Raw genomic sequence first — 21,444 nt, forward strand, 5'->3', positions numbered from 1 at the left:
CATTGCGGTAAAGGCACTGATTTTACCGATAATGTTACAAATAAATTCTTGTATGTACAACTTTTCTTTCATATAAATTTATCTATTATTTTAATTCCGCCAACGGGCTTAGCAAGTATTATCTTAAACTTATCACAATATTATATTGTTTAATTAGGCATAGTCCGAATTTTAATTATAGTCTCAGTAGTATGCCGAACGACTTTGCCAACTAGAAAATATCTTTTTAATATGGGTGTGTTGCAATGTTAATGTAATTTTTGTATCTTTGTGAACAAAACATGGCATTTATTTATAGAGAAAGAATTAACAATTGTTGAAGGTATATAAGGGTTAAAAAAAATATACCCAATAAACGCTTAGGTATGTCAGAAAAGAATAAGTATGGTCAATATTTTACTATAGATGAGATAGCTTCTTTTATGGTAAATTTGATAGGTAAGGACAAAGGTGCTAAGGTTTTAGAACCGTCTTGTGGGGAAGGCGTGTTTTTGAAATATCTTCAAAGATATGGATTTTGCAGTTTATCTGCTTATGAAATCGATAAAAGTCTTATAAGTGAATATGATTTTATTAAATATGAAAGTTTCGTATCTTCTCCATTAGATGAAAAGTTCGATGTGGTGATAGGAAATCCTCCGTATATTAGATGGAAAAATTTGGAGCAAGAGTTAAAGAATGAATTGACAGCTAATCCTTTATGGAATAAATACTTTAATAATCTTTGTGATTATTTGTTTCTGTTTATTCTTAAAAGCATAGAGCAACTAAACGATAATGGTGAATTAATTTTTATTTGTACTGAATATTGGATGAGTACTACTCATTCAGATACTTTGCGGAACTATATGTGTCAGCATGGTTACATTTGTGAAATTTATCATTTCAAGGAAGCTCCTCTTTTTGATAAGGTAACAGCTTCATTTGTTATTTTTAAATATATAAAATCCAATAGTCTGAAAAAAACAATAGACTTTTACACATATAACAAAATAGGGAAACCTAAAGAGGATGAACTCTTATCAAAAAAGTGTTTTAACAAGCAGATTATTCCTCAATTCCGTCAATATGAAAGATGGTTGCTGGCAACAGAAGAAACACAGAGTAGGCTTAAATCGTTTGAGGAGGTTTGTACAAGGCCTTCAAAGTCTTTTTTTGATAAAGAACTTTATCGGATAGGTGATATTTGCGATATAGGTAATGGTATGGTTTCAGGCGCAGATAAAGCATTTCTTGTTTCAAATATTGATGATCTTAATGAGAAAGAAAGAAGGCATCTTATAAGAGTATATAAAGCTAAGGATATAGAGGCTTATAGCGCAAAAAAGGAATCTTATTACTTGTTTATGCAAGATGAAAAAATAAATAAGGAATTGCTTAGGATAGAATATCCACATTTTTATACACAGTTAGAAAGGCATATTGATAAATTATATTCAAGATATAATTATCATCGGGATATTCCTTTTTGGGAATTTGTTTTTTTGCGAAATCAAAAGTTGTTTGAAAGGAAACAAGATAAGATATTTGTTCCATGTAAAGAAAGAATATCGAAAAAAAAGCATTTCCGTTTCTGTTTTGCCCCTGAAGGTGTATATCCGCTGCAAGATGTTACGGCTCTTGTTCCTAAAGAATGTTGCAAAGAGTCTTTGTATTATCTTCTTGCGTATTTAAATTCCAATATTATTTTTGATTGGCTTAATCTAAATGGTATTGTGAAAGGTGCCATTATTGAATTTTCGGAAGCACCTATTGCCAGTATTCCATATAGACCTATTAGGTGGGAGAATAAGGAGGAAGTGGATTTGCATCATAAAATTACAGAAGAGGTGAAAGCATATCTTCAGGATTTAGATGCTAATCATTTAAAGAATGTTAGATTTAATATAAACAAACTATTATTGCGATGATAAATTATTCAGCACTCATAAGGCAGCTTAAAGGGAAAAGAGTTCCTCGTCCTAATCGGATAGAGAACGGCACGTTGTCTGGGCATGCAGCAGGGGAACCTTTTGAAAAAGAGACATATCGTATTCTTAAAAAGACTTATCTATGCGAGATTTTTAAGCAGCATGAATTTTTAAACGATTTATTTCTTCGAAATACTCGATCTATCACCATTGAGCAAAAGCATAAACTTTTTGATTCTCCTACAGCTTTCTTTCTGTTAAGCAGAAGTGATGCTGCAACAAAAAAATGGTCAGAAAATAATCTGTTTGAAGAAAAACAAAATGATACTGCTGATATTCTTTACATTAAAGATGGTTTTTATAATATTATAGATGTTAAGACGCGTAATGTTAATAAAAATGCTCAACCCCCCAATATTATATCTGCGTTCAAATTAGCACAAATGTGTGCTTATATGATAGATAATGATGATTATTTGACTGTCAATATAGATTATATTCAAATTGATTGGTGTGAGCAAAGTAAGCATGATTATCTTGAATGTGTAAATGCTTATCATGCAAACTTATTTAAGGTTGATCCAAACTCGTTATATATAAATTGGGCTGCTGCTATGCAGATCCAATTTCATGTTAATGAAGTAGATCAAACTTTTATAGGAACAAAAAAGGAATGGTGCTATCTATACATAAAGCATTTTGTAGCAAGTGCTAATATGCGGATAAGTAATATGAGAGAAAAGTTTATTAAGCCTTTTATAAAGTATATTCAATAACAATTTGTAAGTCATATCAAAGCGAAGATTACTTTGAAGTTGGAAAGATTTAGTTTTTGAAGATGCTCATTTACTTCTTAAATAAAAAAGTCCTAAAACTTTGCTAGTTAGGAAAATTAGCTGTAATTTTGCAGCCACTAATGGCATATAGTGTGCCTAAAGTATTGTTTAACAAATAAATAATTAAAACAAAAGAACATGATTATTGTACCAGTAAAAGATGGCGAGAACATCGAAAGAGCGCTAAAGAAGTTTAAGAGAAAGTTTGAAAAAACAGGTGTTGTAAAGGAGTTACGCTCTCGTCAGCAGTTTGACAAACCTTCTGTTAAGAAGCGCTTGAAGATGGAACGTGCCGTTTACGTGCAGCGTCTTCGCGATGCAGAGGAATAAAAAAACTCTGTTAATTTTTTGGTGATTTCATATAATCTCCGTAAATTAGTTGCCAATAAATGGTAATGATGACACGCGAATGGTAGATAGGTTCTTAGATTATTTACGGCTAGAAAAGGGATATTCCTTAAAAACGATAGATAATTATCGTGATGATTTAAAAGGATTTGAACGATTTTATAAGAACTTTGATGAAACACTTTCTTGGGAAAGTATAGATTCGGATATTGTTCGCAATTGGGTAGAATTTATGATGGACAATAAAGCCGCCGCAGCTTCTGTAAACAGAAGATTGAGTGCGCTGAGAAGTTTATATCGTTATTCACTCAAGCATGGTTTTGTTGAGAAAGATCCCGTATATGGAATTCAGGGTCCGAAAAAACCAAAGTCCCTACCACAATTTGTTAAGGAGTCTGAGTTGGATCAGCTCTTGCAAGATGAGATGTGGGCAGATACGTATCAAGATCTTTTAGCACGTACGTTGATCGTTGTGTTATATGAAACTGGGATGCGATTGGGGGAGATAGTAGGACTTAATCTCAATAGTGTGGATTTTCATACTAGTAGCGTAAAAGTTACAGGCAAACGAAACAAGCAGCGTGTAATTCCTTTTGGTGAGGAGCTAGAGAGTAGTTTGAAGGCTTATCTTGGTAAGAGAAAAGCAATAGCAGGCGAAGAGGCTTTCTTTACTACAGAAAAGGGAGAAAGGGTAAATGATTATCAGGTGAGAGATCTCGTTAAGAAAAATCTTTCGAAAGTGTCGACCTTGAAGAAACGTACCCCTCACGTTTTACGTCATAGTTTTGCCACAGCAATGTTAAATCATAATGCTGGATTGGAAAGTGTTCGAAAGTTGTTAGGACATGAGTCGCTCTCTACAACAGAGATTTATACTCATACCACCTTTGAACAATTAAAACGAATTTATAAGAATGCCCATCCTAGGGCTTAACCCTTAAAAATGGAGGTCACTATGGAGATTTTGATTAAGTCGATTCATTTCGATGCTACCGAAAAATTGCAAGCCTTTGTAAATAAAAAGGTTGAAAAGTTAGAAAAAACTTACGAAGATATTCAGAAAGTAGAGGTGCAATTAAAAGTCGAGAAACCAGCTACAGCATTAAATAAGACAGCAAGTATAACAGTAGATGTTCCAGGAACAGCACTGTTTGTTGAAAAAACGAGCGATACATTTGAAGAAAGTGTAGATGCGTGCTTAGATGCGGTAAAGGTACAACTCGCAAAATATAAAGAAAAACAGCGTAATCGTTAATTTTTATCCTAAAAATTTTGAGGATTAAAAAATAAGCGTTATCTTTGCAGCCGTTTTACGACAAGTAGGACTGTAAGCCGTATGACGGCTGCAATCAAGCCTCTTTAGCTCAGTTGGCCAGAGCACGTGATTTGTAATCTCGGGGTCGTTGGTTCGAATCCGACAAGAGGCTCTCCTGAAAAGGAAAACAAAAAGAGTAAGGGTAGTTTCCAGAGTGGCCAAATGGGGCAGACTGTAAATCTGCTGCTTCTAGCTTCGGTGGTTCGAATCCATCACTACCCACTCTCAATGCGGAAATAGCTCAGTTGATAGAGCACTAGCCTTCCAAGCTGGGGGTCGCGGGTTTGAGCCCCGTTTTCCGCTCTTATTGCTGTAATAGCTCAGTGGTAGAGCACTTCCTTGGTAAGGAAGAGGTCCTGAGTTCAACTCTCAGTTACAGCTCTACATTATACTAAATAGTGTAGGCTTAAATTTTGATTATTAATTTAATATTAAATAAAAAATAAGCTATGGCTAAAGAAGAATTCGTACGTACCAAACCGCACGTAAATATTGGTACTATTGGTCACGTAGACCACGGTAAGACAACTCTTACTGCTGCTATCTCTAAGACTCTTCATGAAAAGGGTTTCGGTTCTGGTGATATCAAGTCTTTCGATCAGATCGACAACGCACCTGAGGAGAAAGAGCGTGGTATTACTATTAACTCAGCTCACATTGAGTACGAAACAGCAAACCGTCACTACGCTCACGTTGACTGTCCTGGTCACGCAGACTACGTAAAGAACATGGTTACTGGTGCTGCTCAGATGGACGGTTCTATCCTTGTTGTAGCTGCTACTGATGGTCCTATGCCACAGACTCGTGAACACGTGTTGTTGGCTCGTCAGGTAAACGTACCTCGCTTGGTTGTTTTCTTGAATAAGTGCGACATGGTTGACGATGAAGAAATGCTTGACCTTGTTGAAATGGAGGTTCGTGAGATCCTTGAGCAATATGGTTATGAAGAGGATACTCCAATCATTCGTGGTTCTGCACTTGGTGCTTTGAACGGTGTTGAAAAGTGGGTAAACTCTGTAATGGAGTTGATGGATACTGTTGATACATGGATCCAGCAGCCAGAGCGTGAGGTTGATAAACCTTTCTTGATGCCTGTTGAGGATGTATTCTCTATCACTGGTCGTGGTACAGTTGCTACTGGTCGTATCGAGACAGGTAAGTGTAAAGTAGGTGACGAAGTACAGTTGCTAGGTCTTGGTGAAGACAAGAAGTCAGTTATCACTGGTGTTGAAATGTTCCGTAAGAACTTGAGCGAAGGTGAAGCTGGTGATAACGTTGGTCTTTTGCTTCGTGGTATTGATAAGGCAGAAGTTAAGCGTGGTATGGTAGTTGTACACCCAGGTGCTATTACTCCTCACGATCATTTCAAGGCTTCTATCTACGTGTTGAAGAAGGAAGAGGGTGGTCGTCATACTCCATTCGGTAACAAGTATCGTCCACAGTTCTATCTACGTACAATGGACTGTACTGGTGAAATCAAGTTGCCAGAGGGTGTAGAAATGGTTATGCCTGGTGATAACGTTGAAATCGAGGTTGAATTGATTTACAAGGTTGCTTTGAACGAAGGTCTTCGTTTCGCTATCCGTGAGGGTGGTCGTACTGTAGGTTCTGGTCAGATTACTTCTATTCTAGAAGATGTAAAGTAATTTAGAAATATCTAAACTTACAATAATACAAGTTCCCGACTCTTCGGGGTGGGGAACTTATTTACGGGCTTAGCTCAGCTGGTAGAGCGACGGTCTCCAAAACCGTAGGTCGTGGGTTCGATCCCTGCAGCCCGTGCTAAAAGATATAATTTATGTTTAATAAGTTAGTTAAATATTGCAAGGCTTGTTATGAAGAACTTGCGCATAAAACTACTTGGCCATCTCGTGCCGAACTAACACATCGTGCAATGGTTGTTTTAACTGCTTCCCTTGTCATTGCCGTTGTAGTGTTCATTATGGATTTCGTATTCCAGCATGTGATGAATTTTGTATATCCAAGTTAATATATTAGGGAAAATGGCTGATACAGAAAAGAAATGGTATGTACTTCGTGCTATAAGTGGTAAGGAGGCAAAGGTAAAAGAATATATCGATGCTCAATTACGATTGAATACGAAGTTGGCTGAGCGTGTTTTTGAGGTGTTACTACCTATGGAAAAACATGCCTCTTTGCGTAATGGTAAGCGCGTAATTAAAGAGAAGTTGAGTCTTCCTGGTTATGTGCTTGTTCAAGCCAATATGACCCCTGATATTGCTTCAACGCTCCGATTTATGCCTAATGTTTTAGGATTTTTAGGTGGTACTTCAGAGCCTTCTCCAATACGCCAAGCTGACATTAATCGTTTGCTGGGTAATGTAGAAGAAACAGAGGTTAACGGTATGCAAGATGTGCCATATAGTGTGGGTGAGTCGGTTAAGGTTATTGAAGGACCTTTTGCTGGTTTTCACGGTGTTATCGAAGAGATAAATACCGAGAAGCACAAGTTAAAGGTTATGGTAATGATTTTCGGTAGACAAAATCCACTCGAATTGAGTTTTATGCAAGTTTCAAAAGAAGAATAAGTGTTGTTACGAATACGATTCTGTCTTTTATAGTATAATTTTTAATATTAACAAAGGAAATGGCTAAAGAAGTTGCTGGTTTAATCAAACTACAGATTAAAGGCGGTGCTGCAAATCCTTCACCCCCAGTTGGTCCTGCTCTTGGTTCTAAGGGTATTAACATTATGGGCTTCTGTAAGGAATTTAATGCCCGTACCCAGGACAAGGCTGGTAAAGTACTTCCAGTAGTAATTACTTATTACAACGATAAGTCTTTCAGCTTTATCATCAAGACTCCTCCTGCTGCTGTTCAGCTTATGGACGCTGCAAAGATCAAGAGTGGTTCTGGTGAGCCTAATCGAAAGAAAGTAGCTACTGTTACTTGGGATCAGATTAAGGCTATCGCTGAAGATAAGATGCCTGATTTAAACTGCTTCACTGTTGAAAGTGCAATGCGTTTGATCGCTGGTACAGCTCGTAGTATGGGTATTACAGTAAAAGGGGATTTCCCTGGTGAATAATTTTAAACTTCAGAAGTAAAAATGAGTAAACTGACAAAAAATCAGAAATCAGTAGCTGAGAAGGTTGAAACAGGGAAAGCATACACATTGGCAGAGGCATCTCAGCTAGTAAAAGATATTACTACTACTAAGTTTGATGCTTCAGTTGATATCGATGTACGTCTCGGTGTCGATCCTCGTAAAGCTAACCAAATGGTTCGTGGCGTAGTGTCACTTCCAAATGGTACAGGTAAGGTTACCCGTGTTCTCTGTCTATGTACACCTGATCAGGAAGCTGCTGCTAAAGAAGCTGGTGCTGATTATGTAGGTCTTGACGAATATGTTGAGAAGATCAAAGGCGGTTGGACTGATATAGATGTTATTATTACTATGCCATCTTGTATGGGTAAGTTAGGTCCTTTGGGTCGTATTCTCGGTCCTCGTGGTCTTATGCCTAACCCAAAGAGTGGTACCGTAACAATGGACGTTGCTAAGGCAGTAAAGGATGTTAAGCAAGGTAAGATTGATTTCAAGGTTGATAAGGCTGGTATTATCCACACATCAATCGGTAAGGTAAGTATGCCTGCTGAACACATCTTAGGTAACGCAAAGGAATTTATTTCTACAGTTATCAAGTTGAAGCCTGCTGCTGCTAAAGGTACATATATCAAGAGTATCTTTATTTCTAGCACAATGAGTAAGGGTATAAAGATTGATCCTAAATCAGCTGAATAACTCTAAAAGTTTGGTAAGATGAAAAAAGAAGTAAAAGATACTATTATCACTGAACTCGGTGAGACAATTAAGAGCTATCCACATTTCTATCTAGTTGATGTAACTGGGTTGAATGCAGAGGCTACAAGCTCTCTCCGTCGTAAATGCTTCAAGAGCGAAATAAAGATGGTTGTTGTTAAGAATACCCTTCTTCATAAGGCTTTCGAGGCTTCAGATGTAGATTTTGAACCATTATATAGTTCACTAGTTGGTAACACTGCTGTTATGTTTTCAAACACAGCAAATGTTCCTGCTAAGCTATTGAAAGAGTATTCTAAAGAAAGTATTCCTGCTTTGAAGGCAGCATACGCTGAAGAATCTATTTTCATAGGTGCAGATAAGCTAGCTGAACTTGCGGCTCTCAAGAGTAAGAATGAGCTTATTGCAGATGTTGTTGCTTTGCTACAGTCTCCTGCAAAGAACGTGATTTCTTCCCTTCAATCTGGTGCGAACACTATTCATGGTGTGCTTAAGACTTTAGGCGAACGCGCTGAATAAAATCTAATAAAGTCAAAGATATATTTATTTTTAGAACAAAATTAAAAAGTTAGAATAAAATGGCAGATATTAAAGCTATTGCAGAAGAATTAGTAAATCTTACTGTTAAGGAAGTAAACGAGTTGGCAACTGTCCTAAAGGACGAGTATGGTATCGAACCTGCAGCTGCAGCTGTTGCTGTTGCTGGTCCTGCTGCTGCTGGCGCAGCTGCTGGTGCAGAAGAAAAAACATCTTTCGATGTAGTTCTTGCTGACGCTGGTGCAAACAAGCTAAAGGTTGTTAAGGCTGTTAAGGAAGCTTGTGGTCTTGGTTTGAAGGAAGCTAAGGATCTAGTTGACGGTGCACCTTCTACATTGAAGGAAGGTATGTCTAAGGATGAAGCTGAAAACTTGAAGAAGGCTATCGAAGCAGAAGGTGCTAAGGTAGAGTTGAAGTAAGCTTCAATTAACTCGTAAAATTACAAGGTTAGGATTTACCAAGTAGGTGAGTCCTAACCTTTTTATGTCTTTAAGACTTTTTATTGGGTGTTTTTCCTTTCTTAATAAGGTTGTATTCATTCGATTATTATCATTTAATTTATGGCATTAGAAAATAAACCCAGAGTAAATTTCGCAAGCGTTAAGAATCCGTATCCATATCCGGATTTTCTTGATGTACAGCTGAAATCTTTCAGTGATTTCTTACAGCTTGATACACCGCCTGAAGAACGCAAGAACGACGGTTTATATAAGGTATTCACAGAGAATTTCCCTATAACCGACACTCGTAATAACTTTGTTCTTGAGTTCTTGGATTATTTCGTTGACCCACCTCGTTACTCTATTGATGAGTGTTTAGAGCGTGGATTAACATATAGTGTTCCTTTGAAGGCTAAGATGAAGTTGTATTGTACCGATCCTGATCACGAGGATTTCGCTACAGTAACAGATGATGTTTTTTTAGGAACAATTCCTTATATGACTAGCAATGGTACTTTTGTTATTAATGGTGCCGAGCGTGTTGTTGTTTCGCAGTTACATCGTTCTCCGGGAGTTTTCTTTGGTCAGGGTGTTCATGCTAACGGTTCTGTATTGTACAGTGCTCGTATTATTCCTTTCAAAGGTTCTTGGATAGAGTTTGCTACAGACATTAATAATGTTATGTATGCTTACATTGATCGTAAGAAAAAGTTGCCTGTAACAACGATGTTGCGTGCAATAGGCTTTGAAAGTGATAAGGATATTCTTCAAATCTTTGATCTTTGCGAAGAAGTAAAGGTGAATAAGAAGAATATGAAAGCTGCTATCGGCAGAAGAATTGCTGGTAACGTGATGAAGACTTGGACAGAGGACTTTGTTGATGAAGATACTGGTGAGGTGGTATCTATTGAGCGTAATGAGGTTGTAGTAGAGCGTGAAACTTTGGTTACAGATGAGAATGTTGATGTAATTTTGGAAAGTTCTGTTCCTACTATCTTATTGCATAAGGACGAGGATGCTGCTAATAAGTATTCTATTATCTTCAATACTTTAGCAAAGGATCCTAGCCACTCTGAAATAGAAGCTGTAAATTATATTTATCGTCAGCTTCGTAATGCCGATGCTGCTGATGATGCAAGTGCACGTGAAGTATTCCAGAATTTGTTCTTCTCTGATAAGAGATATGACTTAGGGGAAGTTGGGCGTTATCGTATCAACAAGAAGTTAGGTCTTGATACAGATTCTGAAGTTCGTGTTCTTACTAAGGAAGATATTATAGAGATTGTTAAGTATCTCATTAACTTGATAAACTCTAATGCTACCGTTGATGATATTGACCACTTGTCTAACCGTCGTGTTCGTACAGTAGGTGAGCAATTGGCTAATCAGTTCTCTATTGGTTTGGCACGTATGAGTCGTACTATTCGCGAACGTATGAATGTCCGTGATAGTGAAGTGTTCCGCCCAACTGATTTGATTAACGCTAAGACTATTTCTAGTGTTATCAATTCATTCTTTGGAACTAACCCTTTGAGCCAGTTTATGGATCAGACAAACCCATTGGCAGAGGTTACTCATAAGCGTCGTTTGTCTGCGCTTGGTCCTGGTGGTTTGTCGCGTGAGCGTGCAGGTTTTGAGGTGCGTGATGTTCACTATACTCACTATGGTCGTTTGTGTCCTATTGAGTCGCCTGAAGGTCCTAATATTGGTTTGATATCATCTCTATGTATGTATGCTAAGATCAATGATCTTGGTTTCATCATTACTCCTTATCGTCAGGTTCGTGACGCTAAGGTAGATATGGATAATAAAGATGTTGTGTTCCTAACAGCAGAGGAAGAAGAAGAGAAGATTATCGGACAGGGTAATGCTCCTTTGAATGCTGATGGTACCTTTATTCGTACTACCGTAAAGTGTCGTCAGGATGCTGACTACCCAGTAGTACCTCCTTCTAATGTTAAGTTGATGGATGTTTCTCCTCAACAGATTGCTTCTGTGTCTGCAGGTTTGATTCCTTTCTTGGAACACGATGACGGTCACCGTGCATTGATGGGATGTAATATGATGCGTCAGGCTGTGCCATTGCTTCATAACGATGCTCCTATTGTAGGTACAGGTTTGGAAAAGCAGGTATGTGAAGACTCACGTACAATGATTATGGCTGAAGGTGAAGGCGTAATAGAATATGTAGATGCTACAACTATTCGTATTCTTTACGATCGTACGGAAGATGATGAGTTCGTAAGCTTTGAACCAGCTTTGAAGGAATATCGTATTCCTAAATTCCGCCGTACTAACCAAAACATGGTTATAGATCTTCGTCCTATCTGCGAGAAGGGGCAGCGAGTAAAGAAGAATGATATATTGACAGAAGGCTATGCTACAGAAAATGGCGAGCTAGCTCTTGGGCGTAATCTCCTTGTTGCTTATATGCCTTGGAAGGGTTATAATTATGAGGACGCAGTGGTTATTTCTGAGCGTATGGTACGTGAAGATGTTCTAACATCTGTCCACGTTGACGAATACTCTCTTGAAGTTCGTGAGACTAAGCGTGGTGTAGAAGAGTTTACTGCTGATATTCCAAATGTTAGCGAAGAAGCTACAAAGGATCTTGATGATAATGGTATTATCCGTGTAGGTGCTCGTGTAGAACCTGGCGATATTATGATTGGTAAAATTTCACCTAAGGGGGAGAGTGATCCTTCTCCAGAAGAGAAGTTGCTTCGTGCTATTTTCGGTGATAAAGCTGGTGATGTTAAGGATTCTTCATTGAAAGCAAATCCATCGTTGAGTGGTGTTGTTATTGATAAGAAGTTATTTAGCCGTGCTATAAAAACTCGCGAAAGTAAACGTCAAGACAAGGCTGTGCTACAGCGTTTGGATGATGAGCAGGAGGCAAAGATTAACGACTTGAAAGATATCCTTGTCGATAAGTTGATGGAACTTACAGAAGGTAAGGAATCACAGGGAGTGAAGGATTATTCTGATGCCGAGATTATCACAAAGGGTAGCAAGTTTACTGTTGCAGCTTTGAAAAACCTAGATTATGAGGGTGTACAGTCTAATGGCTGGACAGATGATGATCATACCAACTCATTGATCCAGAAGTTAATTATGAATTTCATTCGTAAATACAAACAGATGGATGCTGAGTTAAAGCGTCGTAAGTTTGCTATTACGATTGGCGATGAACTTCCTTCAGGTGTGATTCAAATGGCTAAGGTATATATTGCTAAGAAGCGTAAGATCCAAGTAGGTGATAAGCTTGCAGGTCGTCATGGTAACAAGGGTATTGTTTCTAAGGTTGTTCGTACAGAGGATATGCCATTCCTTGAGGATGGTCGTCCTGTAGACTTGGTATTGAACCCTATGGGTGTGCCTTCCCGTATGAACCTTGGGCAGATTTTTGAGGCCATCCTTGGTGCCGCAGGTCGTAAGTTAGGTGTTAAGTTTGCTACTCCTATCTTCGATGGTGCTAAGCTAGAAGATTTGAAAGAATGGACTGATAAAGCAGGACTTCCAAACCTATGTTCAACTCACATTTATGACGGTGAAACTGGTGAACGTTTTGATCAGCCAGCTACAGTAGGTATTACATACTTCTTGAAGTTGGGGCACATGGTAGAAGATAAGATGCATGCACGTAGCATCGGTCCTTACTCTTTGATTACGCAACAGCCTCTTGGAGGTAAAGCACAATTTGGTGGTCAGCGTTTCGGAGAAATGGAAGTCTGGGCCATTGAAGCATTTGGTGCATCACATGTCCTACAGGAAATCTTGACAGTTAAGTCTGACGATGTTGTTGGACGTTCTAAGGCTTATGAAGCTATTGTTAAGGGCGAACCAATGCCAACACCAGGTATTCCAGAATCTCTCAACGTATTGTTGCACGAGCTTCGCGGTCTTGGCTTGAGTATCAAACTTGATTAAATTGAACACCCCAAATAAAAGTAAACATGGCTTTTAAAAAAGATAATAAAGTAAAGAGTAATTTTAATAAGATTACTATAGGTTTGGCTTCACCAGAGGAAATTCTTGAGAATTCTTTCGGTGAGGTTACTAAACCAGAAACTATCAACTACCGCACTTACAAGCCTGAACGTGATGGCTTGTTCTGCGAGCGTATTTTTGGTCCTACTAAGGATTATGAATGTGCCTGCGGTAAATATAAGAGAATCCGTTATAAAGGTATTGTCTGCGATCGTTGTGGTGTTGAAGTAACAGAAAAGAAGGTGCGCCGTGAGCGTGCTGGACACATCGAACTTGTAGTACCTGTAGCTCATATTTGGTACTTCCGTAGCCTTCCTAACAAGATAGGTTACCTACTTGGCTTACCTACAAAGAAGCTAGATTCAATTATCTACTATGAGCGTTACGTTGTTATTCAGCCAGGTGTTGTAGAAGGTATGAAAGCTGGCGATACAGACGAAGATTTGAACGGTTCACATAAGTTTGATCTTCTTTCTGAAGAAGAATATCTAAACATTCTTGATAATAAGTTGCCTGAGGGAAATGAGCATTTGGATGATGCTGATCCTAAGAAATTTATCGCTAAGATGGGTGCAGAGGCAGTTTATGATTTATTAAAGAATATAGATCTTGATCGTCTTGCAGGAGAACTACGCGACCGTGCTACTACAGACTCTAGTCAGCAACGTAAGACTGAAGCTTTGAAGCGTCTGCAGGTGGTAGAAGGCTTCCGTCAGTCTGTTGGTATTAACCAGCCAGAGTGGATGATCATGAAGATCGTACCTGTAACTCCTCCAGAGTTGCGTCCATTGGTTCCATTGGATGGTGGTCGCTTTGCAACATCCGATTTAAACGATCTTTACCGTCGTGTTATTATTCGTAACAATCGTTTGAAGCGATTGATAGAGATCCATGCACCTGAAGTTATTTTACGTAATGAAAAGCGTATGCTTCAAGAAGCTGTCGACTCTTTATTCGATAACAGCCGTAAGTCGTCTGCTGTTAAGAGTGAGAGCAACCGTCCTTTGAAATCACTTTCTGACTCTTTGAAAGGAAAGCAAGGACGTTTCCGTCAGAACCTTCTTGGAAAACGTGTCGATTACTCTGCTCGTTCTGTTATCGTTGTAGGTCCAGAATTGAAGATGGGTGAGTGTGGTCTTCCTAAGTTGATGGCTGCAGAGCTTTACAAGCCATTTATCATTCGTAAGTTAATAGAGCGTGGCATTGTTAAGACTGTAAAGAGTGCTAAGAAGATTGTTGATCGTCGCGAACCAGTTATCTGGGATATCTTAGAGAATGTGATGAAAGGTCATCCTGTGATGTTAAACCGTGCCCCAACATTGCACCGTTTGGGTATCCAGGCTTTCCAACCTAAGTTGATAGAAGGTAAAGCTATTCAGCTTCACCCATTAGCTTGTACTGCGTTCAATGCCGACTTCGATGGCGACCAGATGGCTGTTCACCTTCCATTGAGCAATGAGGCTATCTTGGAAACACAAGTCTTGATGCTTCAAAGCCATAATATCTTGAACCCTGCTAATGGTGCTCCTATTACCGTTCCTTCTCAGGATATGGTACTTGGTTTGTACTACATTACTAAGTTGCGTGCAGGGGTAAAGGGAGAAGGCTTGACGTTCTACGGACCTGAAGAGGCTGTTATTGCTTACAATGAAAAGCGTTGCGAGCTACATGCTAAAGTGAAGGTAATCGTTGATGACTTGGTAGATGGTCAGATTCAGAAGCGTATGGTAGAAACTTCTGTAGGTCGTGTTATTGTTAATGAGTTGATCCCAACAGAGATTGGCTTCTTCAATGGCATCATTTCAAAGAAATCACTTCGTGGTTTGATCGCCGATGTTATTAAAGCTGTAGGTATGGCTCGCGCTTGCGAATTCTTGGATGGTATTAAGAACCTTGGTTATCGTATGGCATACGTTGCAGGTCTTTCATTTAACCTTGATGATATTATTGTTCCAGAAGAGAAGGTAAATATCGTTGGTAAGGGTCAGGAGGAAGTAGACCAAGTGAAGGCTAACTATGAAATGGGTTTCATTACCGATAAGGAACGTTATAATCAAGTTATTGATGCGTGGACTCACGTAAATAATAATTTGAAGCAAAGCGTTATGAAGCACATGACTGAAGCCGATCAAGGTTTCAATGCTGTGTATATGATGCTTGACTCTGGTGCTCGTGGTTCTGCCGATCAGATTGCTCAGCTTGCTGGTATGCGTGGCTTGATGGCTAAACCTCAAAAGGCAGGTGCTGAAGGTGCTCAGATTATTGAAAATCCTATCATCTCTAACTTTAAAGAGGGTATGTCAGTGCTTGAGTACTTTATTTCTTCTCACGGTGCTCGTAAGGGTCTTGCTGATACCGCTATGAAAACAGCTGATGCTGGTTATTTGACACGCCGTTTGGTTGACGTTTCTCACGATGTTATTATCACAGAGGACGATTGTGGTTCACTACGTGGTCTTGAGTGTCGCGCTTTGAAGAGTGGAGATGAAATTATTGCTTCTCTTGGAGAGAGAATCCTTGGTCGCGTGTCTGTACACGATGTTATCAATCCTACAACAGGTGAGGTGATTGTTGCTGCAGGTGAGGAAATTACAGAGCCTAAGGTGAAGTTAATTGAAGCTTCTCCTATCGAGATGGTTGAAATTCGTTCAGTGCTTACTTGCGAAAGTAAGAAGGGGGTATGTAAGAAGTGTTATGGACGTAACCTTGCATCTGCTCGTATGGTGCAGTTGGGTGAAGCTGTAGGTGTTATCGCTGCTCAAGCTATTGGTGAGCCTGGTACTCAGCTTACACTTCGTACTTTCCACGCTGGAGGTATTGCATCTAACGCAGCAGCTAATGCAACTATAACCGCTAAGAACGATGCTAAGATCGAATTTGACGAACTTCGTACCGTACCTTTTGTTGATGATGATGAGAAGAAATGTGAGATGGTAGTGAGCCGTTTGGCTGAAGTCCGCTTCGTCGATCCTAATACTGGTATTGTCTTGTTGAATGATAACGTACCTTATGGTAGCTCTCTATACTTCAAGAATGGTGATAAGGTTAAGAAGGGCGATATTATCTGTAAGTGGGATCCTTTCAATGCGGTTATCGTTTCTGAATATGCAGGTATTCTTCACTTACACGATGTAGTAGAAGGTCTTACTTATAAGGCAGAGACTGATGATGCTACTGGTCTTACAGAGCGTATTATTACCGACTCACGTGATAAAACACGTGTTCCAACACTAGATGTTGTTAAGAAGGGGGCTAAGAAGGAAGCTGATGGGAACTATGCTGCGGCGGATATTCTTGGAACATACAATCTTCCTGTAGGTGGTCACTTGGAACAACTAGTTCAAGAGGGTCAGGAAATAAAGACAGGTGTAACGCTTGTTAAGATCCCTCGTTCTGTAGGTGGTGCAGGTGATATTACAGGTGGTCTTCCACGTGTTACTGAGTTGTTCGAAGCACGTAATCCTTCTAATCCTGCTGTCGTTTCTGAAATTGATGGTGAGGTTACAATGGGTAAAGTAAAACGTGGTAACCGCGAAATCATTGTTACTTCTAAGACCGGAGAACAGCGTAAGTACCTCGTAAGTTTGTCTAAGCAAATCCTTGTTCAGGAACACGATGCTGTACGTGCAGGTACACCTCTTTCTGATGGTATCATTACTCCTGCGGACATCCTATCTATTATGGGTCCTACTGCTGTTCAAGAATACATTGTAAACGAAGTACAAGATGTATATCGTTTGCAGGGTGTGAAGATCAATGATAAGCACTTTGAGATTATCGTGCGTCAGATGATGCGTAAGGTTCGCATTGACGATCCAGGAGATACTACCTTCCTAGAGCAAGATCTTGTAGATAAGCTCGACTTTGCAGAGGAGAACGATCGTATTTGGGGAAAGAAAGTCGTTACTGATCCAGGAGATAGTGAGAACTGTTACAAGGGTCAGATCCTTTCTGCTCGTAAGTTGCGTGACGAGAACTCTGCTTTGAAGCGCCGCGATATGAAACCTATACAGGTACGCGATGCTGTGCAAGCTACTGCTACTCAGGTCTTACAAGGTATCACTCGTGCATCACTTGGTACTAAGAGCTTTATGAGTGCAGCTTCCTTCCAAGAAACAACTAAGGTGCTTAACGAAGCTGCTATCCGTGGTAAGAGCGATCAATTGCTTGGTATGAAGGAGAATGTTATCTGTGGACACTTAATCCCTGCAGGTACTGGTCTTCGTCAGTGGCAGAAGATTATCGTAGGTTCTAAAGAAGAACATGAGCGTATGGAGGCAAACAAGAAGAATGTTCTTGACTTTGCTGAAAAAGAAAATGAAGGTGTAACTAATGATTAAGGTTTTACACATTAAATAATAATTAAAGCGCGTTGTCCATTTTGGATAGCGCGCTTTTTTGGTTTATCTTCCTTGTTATTTAGCACAAAAATGTTACCTTTGTCATATTAATAATTATAAGATAACTAAAGATGGAAAATAAAGATCAAAACCAAGAAGGACAGCAGTTCCAAATCGACCTTAATCCAGTAGTTGCTGGTGGCGTGTATAGTAACTTCCAAATTATTTCTCATTCTAGTTCAGAGTTTGTTCTCGATTTCGCAACATTACTCCCAGGACTTCCAAAGGCTACCGTAACAAGTCGTGTGCTAATGGCTCCAGAGCATGCAAAACGTCTTATTCAGGCTTTGCAGGAGAATGTCGTACGTTATGAACAAGAATTTGGTAAGATCAATTTGCCCGAAGCTAAGTTAGAAGGACCTCGCACTATAGCTCCTTTCGAACAGCATCATCAGTCTTAGTTGTTTGAGCGTAATCGAATAAAAGCGTAAGCGTACAGTTTTATGTATGCTTACGCTTTTATTTTTTTCGTTTATGCCTTATCTTTTTATCATCAAGTAGTTATCTTTTTAATACTAATTTATAATATTTTGTGAGTATAAAGCTAACTTGTTGCTCGAAAAAATAATTTATTTTTGATGCAAAAATAAATTAAAAATGGAATAAAAATAAATTAAAAAAAAGGCAAACTGGCTATGTTTTTAGGATAAATACACTAGACTTTTCACGACAAAGCATAACCTTTTACCACTTGATATATGATGATGTTTTACTGTAAAAAAGAGGTTTATGTTTTTTACATCTTTCTGTATTCATATGAAGAAGCTACTTATGTTTATCAAGAAGCTTTGCGATAACAATCTACTGATTTAGGTAAAGATATTAGACAGTTTGTAGAACAAACCGCTATTGATCTCCCTCTGATGCTTTATTCACAAACGATACTTGGACTGATAAGGTGTGATAACCCTTATTATTGCCAGCAAGAGATAGAAAAATTAGTAGCCTAATAAGAGCTGTGTCAAGTAAAGTTAGCAATAAAGGAGGATGGAAACCATATTATTTGCTTTGGGGTTATGCTAAGGTTATCCCTTGAAAGATACCTAAAAAGTATTAATACGTTATAGGTATATTTACAAGTTGTAAGTAAAACGACCTTAAAATTATAGATTAACAACAAAAAGAAGTCTTTTTATTATTACTTAGATTATCGTTGTTATTACAAATCATCTTTTTTAAGTATTGCTAGAGCTCTTAGAATGCTGTACTTTTGTGCCTTATTTAAAAGAAATAATTATTAAAGTGCAATAAAAATGAAGAAAAATTTATTCTTGTTAGGTTGTATGACATCACTCGCAATGTTGTCATTTCAGTCGTGTGGTAGTGAAGACGAGTTACCTTCAACTACAAATACAAAAGTGGTTCTTATGCCATCTTCTGTTAATAATTGTGTAAAGGAAGAGGTGGCTTTACTTAGGAAAATAGCTGCAAAAAACGACATCTCTTCCGATTTTGCTTCTGATAATCCTTCTGAATGGAAGTATGATCATTTGCAGATAGTTTGGGATACTATACCAAAATCTGTACAGAAAACTTACATCGTAAAGGAGTTAAGAGGTCCAGAGGGGAAGGAGAAAGGTCTAAAAGATTTTACTTTAACAGATGATAAGGAGACTTTCAAACATTTAGAGCGTATTGATATTAAGAGTGCTCAATTAGGAAAGTTTGGTATAGCTAATGTTCCTTTGTTACGTACGATTATTATAAATGGAAAGAGCTTAGACGCTTCGAATAACGATCTTACTATGGTAGAGATACACGATTTGCCAAAGCTTGACTCTATTCATGTAGAGAATTTTCCAAAGTTAATTAAAAGCAATACAGATGATTTGTTTTACATAAGCTTGTATTATCAATATCCAAAATTATCGTATGTAGGTGTTGTTAATACGGGTATAAAGGAACTTAAGGTAGAGCCTGAGAAGCCTTTGAAGGAATTGGTGTTATCTGGTAATAAAGATATTACATCATTAACTTTGGAAGAAGTATCACTTAACGATATTACATTTACTAAGGAAACATATCCTAAACTGGAAGTGTTAAACCTAAAAAAACTAAGTGGAGGTAAGTCGAAAGATTTAGTTATAAGCGGTTTAGATAATCTAACTAATGTAAATCTTTTTCATGATAACTGGCTTTCAAAGGCTGAAGTAACCGACTGTGCTAAGCTAAAAGAATTAATATTAAGCGACTGTAATCTGTCTGAAAACACTTGTAAATTGAGCAATTTACCTGAACTTATTACTTTTGACATTCAAGGTAATAATTTCTCTGCTCTTAATATAGGTGAGCTTAAAAAGGTTAAGAATTTGGACTTAACTAATAATAAATTTACTACCACTGATAATATTACTTTATCTGCAGCTGCAGAAAAGCTTCCATTGCAAGGTAATGAAAACTTACAGAAGGTAGATTTGACACCATATAAAAAACTATGGATAGTTAATGTAAATGGTTATAAGCGTGGACAAGATGTTGCTGACCATAACAATCCGCTTTCTTTTGCTAATATCAATTTAAATGGGCTTACAGACCTTGAATCGGTAAGAGTGAATAATAACTCTTTGGCTTCTGTCTTTGATGGTAACACCGTATACCCTTCTTTAGGCACTTTAGAGGCAGAATATAATGCTATAAATCCTATTGGTATGGTAAATATAGCTAAGTCTATTGAGAGCTTTGATGGCCTTTCTTTAAAACTTGGCTATCAAACTTTTGCTGTAAATGTAAAAGATAATAAAACGGTAGATTATAGTATGGTTAATGGTTTCTTTACTAATAAGGGAAAGAAATTAAGTTTTGAAGTTACACTGGGTGAAGATGTTGTTACAGATGGTTATACTTATAATAATGGTATCTTTACTTTTAGCAAAGCTGGTACTTATAAGCTATCTTCTGAAAGCTTTAATGATATTTTAAATAATTCAGTTAATGATTATAAGTCTAAACCTTTTACTATAGAATAGTAAAAACAAAATGACATTATAAGATGAAAAGAATATTGTTAATATTACTTTCTTTTATTTGCGCCATGACAACGATAAGTGCTAAAGATGGGCTTCTTATCGTTGCGCATGGGGCGCGAATACCTCAATGGAATCAGCCTGCATTAGCTTTGGAAGGGGTTACTCGGAATTTGTTAAAGCAGCGAGGAATAACAAGTTTTGCATGTGTAAGGGCAGCATTAATGGAATATAGCCAGCCAAGTGTAGCAAACGTTATTAAAGAAATGGAGGCAGAGGGTGTAGATCGTATATTTGCTATGCCTATATTTATAAGTCCTTCATCGCATACAGAGGAAGATTTACCTAATATTTTGGGACATAAGTATAACCTGGCAACCCTTCACGACCTTATAGAAGAGGGTACTACTCTTGTGAGTTCAAAAGTTCCGGTAGTCTTAGGACCTACACTTATTTATAGCGATGTTATAAGTAATGCTATTATAAGGCAAGTAAAGGCTTTAAGTAAAAATCCTAAAGATGAAGCTCTTATTCTTTTAGCACATGGCGATGAAGGATATATGGATTTTTGGAATGTATTGATACAACAGACAGATGATGATGTAAAGAAAGCTTTAGGCTTTAGTTATACTTATCATGGTTTTGTAGAGATGGGACAAGAGTTTGCTAAAAAGATCATCCCTACGGTGGTAGAAGCATCTAAGAAAAAGAAGCGTATTATTCTGCAAGGCATTTATTTAGTATCAGGTGTTAAGACGATGGCACAACGATTTGGTTTGCCACAAGCTATTGCTGAGGCTATAAAAGATAAAAATGTAGAGATAGTATATAGTGAAAAGGGACTTATACCAGACGCCAATGAGGATGTTGCCGACTGGATTATTAAGTGTGCTACTAATTGGCAGAAGATAGAAAGGAAGTAAA

The 21,444-nt window shown here is 38.1% G+C and carries 17 protein-coding genes and 5 tRNA genes; all 22 read left to right on the forward strand.

Going from position 1 to position 21,444, the window contains the following annotated elements:
* Positions 1–365: 365 nt before the first annotated feature.
* The 22 genes from PREBIDRAFT_RS06835 to PREBIDRAFT_RS06940 all read left to right on the forward strand — a co-directional run bounded on the left by PREBIDRAFT_RS06835 (position 366) and on the right by PREBIDRAFT_RS06940 (position 21,443).
* A complete protein-coding gene (locus PREBIDRAFT_RS06835) occupies positions 366–1,910 on the forward strand; it encodes an Eco57I restriction-modification methylase domain-containing protein (RefSeq protein WP_004335869.1) in 1,545 nt (514 codons plus the stop codon).
* Positions 1,907–2,686 carry a HincII family type II restriction endonuclease gene (locus tag PREBIDRAFT_RS06840; RefSeq protein WP_004335868.1) on the forward strand — a complete coding sequence of 260 codons (780 nt, stop codon included), beginning with the start codon at positions 1,907–1,909 and terminating at the stop codon, positions 2,684–2,686. The genes PREBIDRAFT_RS06835 and PREBIDRAFT_RS06840 overlap by 4 nt, the downstream gene beginning before the upstream one ends.
* Before the next feature lie 198 nt (positions 2,687–2,884).
* Positions 2,885–3,076, forward strand: coding sequence for a 30S ribosomal protein S21 (gene rpsU, locus PREBIDRAFT_RS06845; RefSeq protein WP_004335867.1), 192 nt, complete (start codon positions 2,885–2,887; stop codon positions 3,074–3,076).
* A 79-nt stretch (positions 3,077–3,155) separates the two neighbouring features.
* Positions 3,156–4,028, forward strand: a complete 873-nt coding sequence (locus PREBIDRAFT_RS06850) for a tyrosine-type recombinase/integrase (protein WP_004335866.1) — start codon at positions 3,156–3,158, stop codon at positions 4,026–4,028.
* A 21-nt stretch (positions 4,029–4,049) separates the two neighbouring features.
* A complete protein-coding gene (gene hpf / locus PREBIDRAFT_RS06855) occupies positions 4,050–4,349 on the forward strand; it encodes a ribosome hibernation-promoting factor, HPF/YfiA family (RefSeq protein WP_004335865.1) in 300 nt (99 codons plus the stop codon).
* 98 nt (positions 4,350–4,447) lie between these two features.
* Positions 4,448–4,521: transfer RNA gene (locus PREBIDRAFT_RS06860), tRNA-Thr, on the forward strand.
* A 28-nt stretch (positions 4,522–4,549) separates the two neighbouring features.
* Positions 4,550–4,631, forward strand: a tRNA-Tyr gene (locus tag PREBIDRAFT_RS06865).
* An 8-nt stretch (positions 4,632–4,639) separates the two neighbouring features.
* A tRNA-Gly gene (locus tag PREBIDRAFT_RS06870) sits at positions 4,640–4,712 on the forward strand.
* Between the two features lie 6 nt (positions 4,713–4,718).
* Positions 4,719–4,790, forward strand: a tRNA-Thr gene (locus tag PREBIDRAFT_RS06875).
* 68 nt (positions 4,791–4,858) lie between these two features.
* Positions 4,859–6,055 carry an elongation factor Tu gene (gene tuf, locus PREBIDRAFT_RS06880; protein ID WP_004335864.1) on the forward strand — a complete coding sequence of 399 codons (1,197 nt, stop codon included), beginning with the start codon at positions 4,859–4,861 and terminating at the stop codon, positions 6,053–6,055.
* A gap of 63 nt (positions 6,056–6,118) precedes the next feature.
* Positions 6,119–6,191: transfer RNA gene (locus tag PREBIDRAFT_RS06885), tRNA-Trp, on the forward strand.
* Positions 6,192–6,207: 16 nt separating this feature from the next.
* Complete coding sequence (secE, locus tag PREBIDRAFT_RS06890; protein WP_004335863.1) at positions 6,208–6,399, forward strand: preprotein translocase subunit SecE; 192 nt, start codon at positions 6,208–6,210, stop codon at positions 6,397–6,399.
* Between the two features lie 13 nt (positions 6,400–6,412).
* On the forward strand, positions 6,413–6,958 hold the full coding sequence (gene nusG / locus PREBIDRAFT_RS06895) for a transcription termination/antitermination protein NusG (RefSeq protein WP_004335862.1): 546 nt from the start codon (positions 6,413–6,415) through the stop codon (positions 6,956–6,958).
* A gap of 59 nt (positions 6,959–7,017) precedes the next feature.
* A complete protein-coding gene (gene rplK / locus PREBIDRAFT_RS06900) occupies positions 7,018–7,458 on the forward strand; it encodes a 50S ribosomal protein L11 (protein WP_004335861.1) in 441 nt (146 codons plus the stop codon).
* Between the two features lie 21 nt (positions 7,459–7,479).
* Positions 7,480–8,172, forward strand: coding sequence for a 50S ribosomal protein L1 (gene rplA / locus PREBIDRAFT_RS06905; RefSeq protein WP_004335860.1), 693 nt, complete (start codon positions 7,480–7,482; stop codon positions 8,170–8,172).
* A gap of 18 nt (positions 8,173–8,190) precedes the next feature.
* On the forward strand, positions 8,191–8,709 hold the full coding sequence (gene rplJ, locus PREBIDRAFT_RS06910) for a 50S ribosomal protein L10 (RefSeq protein WP_004335857.1): 519 nt from the start codon (positions 8,191–8,193) through the stop codon (positions 8,707–8,709).
* Positions 8,710–8,768: 59 nt separating this feature from the next.
* Entirely contained in the window at positions 8,769–9,146 is a 378-nt protein-coding gene (gene rplL / locus PREBIDRAFT_RS06915; protein WP_004335855.1) for a 50S ribosomal protein L7/L12, read from the forward strand.
* A 141-nt stretch (positions 9,147–9,287) separates the two neighbouring features.
* Positions 9,288–13,097 carry a DNA-directed RNA polymerase subunit beta gene (rpoB, locus tag PREBIDRAFT_RS06920; protein WP_004335854.1) on the forward strand — a complete coding sequence of 1,270 codons (3,810 nt, stop codon included), beginning with the start codon at positions 9,288–9,290 and terminating at the stop codon, positions 13,095–13,097.
* Positions 13,098–13,123: 26 nt separating this feature from the next.
* Positions 13,124–17,497: a DNA-directed RNA polymerase subunit beta' gene (gene rpoC / locus PREBIDRAFT_RS06925; RefSeq protein WP_004335852.1), complete on the forward strand. Its 4,374-nt coding sequence runs from the start codon at positions 13,124–13,126 to the stop codon at positions 17,495–17,497.
* A 131-nt stretch (positions 17,498–17,628) separates the two neighbouring features.
* Positions 17,629–17,958 carry a DUF3467 domain-containing protein gene (locus PREBIDRAFT_RS06930; RefSeq protein ID WP_004335850.1) on the forward strand — a complete coding sequence of 110 codons (330 nt, stop codon included), beginning with the start codon at positions 17,629–17,631 and terminating at the stop codon, positions 17,956–17,958.
* An 852-nt stretch (positions 17,959–18,810) separates the two neighbouring features.
* A complete protein-coding gene (locus tag PREBIDRAFT_RS06935; protein ID WP_004339557.1) occupies positions 18,811–20,523 on the forward strand; it encodes a leucine-rich repeat domain-containing protein in 1,713 nt (570 codons plus the stop codon).
* Between the two features lie 23 nt (positions 20,524–20,546).
* The gene (locus tag PREBIDRAFT_RS06940) at positions 20,547–21,443 is read left to right on the forward strand and encodes a sirohydrochlorin chelatase (protein WP_004339558.1); all 897 of its coding nucleotides are present in this window, start codon (positions 20,547–20,549) and stop codon (positions 21,441–21,443) included.
* The last annotated feature ends 1 nt before the right edge of the window (position 21,444 follow it).

This window comes from Prevotella bivia DSM 20514, assembly GCF_000262545.1.
In the GTDB taxonomy this organism is placed as follows: domain Bacteria; phylum Bacteroidota; class Bacteroidia; order Bacteroidales; family Bacteroidaceae; genus Prevotella; species Prevotella bivia.